The sequence below is a fragment of the Pseudolysinimonas sp. genome, from assembly GCF_031389465.1.
GTDB lineage: Bacteria > Actinomycetota > Actinomycetes > Actinomycetales > Microbacteriaceae > Pseudolysinimonas_A.
On the sequence record NZ_JANMSQ010000216.1, the window covers coordinates 1 to 3,798 of the forward strand.

Sequence of the window (3,798 nt, forward strand, 5' to 3'; positions counted from 1 at the left end):
TCAACAAGCGGTTCAACCCGACGAAATTCCGCGAGGGCTACGACCAGGACGAGGTCGACGACTTCCTCGACGAGGTGGTCGTCGAGCTGCGCCGCCTGAACCAGGAGAACGAGGAGCTACGTCAGCGTCTCGTCGCCGGTGAATCCCGTCTCGCCGAGCTGCAGCGCAGTGGGGCGCAGCAGATGGCCCCGCAGCAGATGGCCCCGCCGCAGGCACCGATGCCCGAGCAGGCCGCCTTCGCGCCGTCTGGTTTCGACCCGAACGCGATGGACCCGGGCAACACCAACAACCTCCTCCAGCTCGCCCGCCGCCTCCACGAGGAGCATGTGCGCGAAGGCATGGAGAAGCGTGACGCGCTGATCGCCGAGGGGCACGCCGCTGCGGCGCGCGTCGTTTCGGATGCCGAGCAGGGTGCCCGCAACCAGCTCGGAGCCCTCCAGCAGGAGAAGAACGAGCTGGAGCGCCAGGTCGAAGAGCTGCGCCAGTTCGAGCGCGAGTACCGCACCAAGCTGCGCGGGTACATCGAGGGCCAGCTCCGCGAGCTTGAGACCTCGAATGCACTGAGTGCGGCGCCCGCGCAGGCTGCCGTCGCGGCCGCTCCGCAGCAGTACGCCGCGCCGACCGGCTACGGCCAGCAGCAGCAGTCCGACTACGCCGCCGCACCGGCCTACGGAGCCCCGCAGCCCACCGAGTACACGGGTTTTGGTACGGGCAACTGACCCGACTGCGCAGGACGCCGCACCGCAGAAGCGGCGGGTGAGTCCCCGCGCGCTCGGGCTACTCGCCGCCGTCGCCCTCGTGGCGTACGGGCTTGACCAAGGATCGAAATTCCTGGTCACGACCAATCTGGAACTCAACGAGACCGTTCCGGTCCTCGGTGAGATCCTGCAATGGCACTATGTCAAGAATCCGGGAGCGGCGTTCTCGCTTGCGACGGGATTCACCTGGATCCTCTCGATCGTTGCGATCGGAGCCATCGTCTTCATCATCTGGTTTGCTCCGCGCATCCGCTCACTCGGCTGGGCGACCATGTTCGGTCTCGTGCTGGGTGGCGCGTTCGGCAACGTGACGGATCGCCTGACGCGGCCGCCCGGGTTCGGAGTCGGTCATGTCATCGACTTCATTCAGGTGTGGGGCTTCCCGGCGATCTTCAACGTCGCCGACATCGCTGTCGTCTCGGCGATGGGGCTGTTCCTGCTGTTGTCGCTGCGTAACGTCGGTCTTGACGGCGTGCGTCGCAAGGACGAACCCGAGTCTCTCTGATGGAGCAGCGCAGCCTCCCGGTTCCCGAAGGGCTCGCGGGCGAGCGTGCGGATGCCGGCCTGGCGAAGCTGCTGGGGTTTTCCCGCAGCTTCGCGGTCGAAGTGCTCGAGGCCGGGGGAGTGCGCCTCGATGGGATTCTCGTCGGCAAGTCCGACCGCCTCCGCGCGGATAGCTGGCTCGAGGTCGAGTGGGCGCCCAGGGAGGCGCCACGCGTCATTCCGCAGCTCGTGCCCGGATTTCGCGTCGTGCATGACGACGATGACCTCGTGGTGATCGACAAGCCGGTCGGCATTGTCGCGCACCCTGCGCCCGGGTGGAGCGGTCCCACGGTGCTCGGCGCACTCGCCGCCGCCGGCTACCGCATCTCGACGTCGGGAGCCAGCGAGCGCGCGGGGATCGTGCATCGGCTCGACGTCGGCACGAGCGGCCTCATGGTGGTGGCGAAGTCGGAGTCGGCGTACACCGAGCTCAAGCGGCTGTTCCATGACCGCGAGGTCGACAAGATCTACCACGCGGTCGTGCAGGGCCATCCCGATCCGCTCGCCGGCACCATTGATGCTCCCATCGGGCGGCACACCTCCAACGACTGGAAGTTCGCCATTCGCGCCGAGGGCAAGCATGCCGTCACCCACTACGAGACGCTCGAGGCGATGCGCGCCGCGTGTCTCCTCGAGGTCACGCTCGAGACCGGGCGCACCCACCAGATCCGGGTGCACCTCGCGGCCCAACGCCATCCGTGTGTCGGCGACACGCTCTACGGCGCCGACAAGGGGCTGACCGAGCGCGTCGGCCTCACGCGACAGTGGCTGCACGCCCACCGGCTCGGTTTCAGGCATCCGGCGACGGGGGAGTACGTGCAGTTCGAGTCCCCGTACCCCGACGACCTCCAACATGCTCTCGACGTTCTGCGTGCCGACTGAGGGCGCTCTTCGACACGCGCCAACGGGCGGGCGCTGCTCAGCACAAGGCTTATCCTGGGGGTCGACCCCGGAGAGTTCGTGACCGATTCCTTCGTGCATCTGCACGTCCACAGCGAGTACTCGATGCTGGATGGCGCCGCGCGAGTCGGCGAGCTCATGCAGGCCGTCGCCGAACAGGGGATGCCGGCGATTGCGATCACCGACCACGGAAACAACTTCGGTGCCTACGACTTCTACAAGCAGGCGAACGCCGTCGGGGTGAAGCCGATCATCGGCACCGAGGCGTATCTCACGCCCGGCACCCACCGCACCGACAAGACCCGGGTGCGCTGGGGCGATGGTGGGCAGGATGACGTCTCCGGGTCGGGCGCCTACACCCACATCACGATGCTCGCCGAGACGACTTCAGGCATGCATAACCTGTTCCGGATGTCGTCGCTCGCCTCGATCGAGGGCTACTACTTCCAACCGCGGATGGATCGCGACCTGCTGAGCACCTACGGGAAGGGTCTCATCGCGACGACCGGATGTCCGTCGAGCGAGGTGCAGACCCGGCTACGACTCGGGCAGTGGGACGAGGCGGTCGCGGCCGCGGCGGAGTTCCGCGACATCTTCGGCAAAGACAACTACTTCGTCGAGATCATGGATCACGGGCTTCAGATCGAGCGCCGCACGCAGGCCGACCTCATCCGGCTCGCGAAGGAACTGAGTCTGCCGCTCGTCGCGACCAACGACCTGCACTACACCCACGCCGCTGACGCCCACGCGCAGGAGATTCTGCTGTGCATTCAGTCGGGGTCGACGATGGACGATCCGAACCGCTTCAAGTTCGACGGCCAGGACTACTACCTGAAGTCGGCCGTCGAAATGCGCCAGCTGTTCCGCGACTACCCGGAGGCGTGCGACAACACGCTGCTCATCGCGGAGCGCACCCACGTCGAGTTCGAGAAGCGCGACCTCATGCCGCGGTTCCCGGTGCCGGAAGGTGAAACCGAGGGGTCGTGGTTCGAGAAAGAGGTCGAGCGCGGTCTGCTCGTGCGCTTCCCGGGCGGGGTCAGCGACGAGCACCGGCGTCAAGCCGACTACGAGGTCGGCGTCATCAAACAGATGGGCTTCCCGGGCTACTTCCTGGTCGTTGCCGACTTCATCGCCTGGGCGAAGGCACAGGGCATCCGGGTCGGCCCGGGCCGGGGTTCTGCCGCCGGGTCGCTCGTGTCGTACGCGATGGGGATCACCGAACTCGACCCGCAACGCTACGGGCTGATCTTCGAACGATTCCTCAATCCTGACCGCGTCTCGTTGCCTGACGTCGATGTCGACTTCGACGATCGCCGCCGCGGCGAGGTCATCCGCTACGTGACCGACAAGTACGGTGACGACCGGGTCGCGCAGATCGTCACGTACGGCACCATCAAGGCCAAGCAGGCGATGAAGGACTCCGCGAGGGTGCTCGGGATGCCGTTCAGCGTCGGCGAGAAGCTCACGAAGGCATTCCCACCGCCCGTGCTCGGCAAGGAGATGACGCTCACGGATGTCGTCACCCCGTCGGCGGAGCGCTACAAAGAGGCCGCCGACCTCCGGGCGATCCTCGAGACCGACGCCGAGGCGGCCCAGG

Annotated in this window: 4 protein-coding genes; all 4 read left to right on the forward strand. The window is 66.8% G+C overall.

Translation table 11 applies throughout. The features are described 5' to 3' along the window. On the forward strand, positions 1 to 719 hold a 719-nt coding region (locus RMO30_RS08685; protein ID WP_309712065.1), incomplete at its 5' end, for a DivIVA domain-containing protein. A 37-nt stretch (positions 720 to 756) separates the two neighbouring features. Further along, positions 757 to 1,263, forward strand: a complete 507-nt coding sequence (gene lspA, locus RMO30_RS08690; protein WP_309712068.1) for a signal peptidase II — start codon at positions 757 to 759, stop codon at positions 1,261 to 1,263. Beyond that, a complete protein-coding gene (locus RMO30_RS08695; RefSeq protein ID WP_309712071.1) occupies positions 1,263 to 2,183 on the forward strand; it encodes an RluA family pseudouridine synthase in 921 nt (306 codons plus the stop codon). Before lspA ends, RMO30_RS08695 begins: the two co-directional genes overlap by 1 nt. 123 nt (positions 2,184 to 2,306) lie before the next feature. Beyond that, positions 2,307 to 3,798, forward strand: a 1,492-nt coding sequence (gene dnaE / locus RMO30_RS08700; protein WP_309712074.1) for a DNA polymerase III subunit alpha, incomplete at its 3' end; no start/stop codon positions are given.

What these genes read in the sequence shown, in the direction of transcription:
- RMO30_RS08695 (WP_309712071.1), top strand. Translation starts at nt 1,263, where the DNA reads ATGGAGCAGCGCAGCCTCCCGGTTCCCGAAGGGCTCGCGGGCGAGCGT.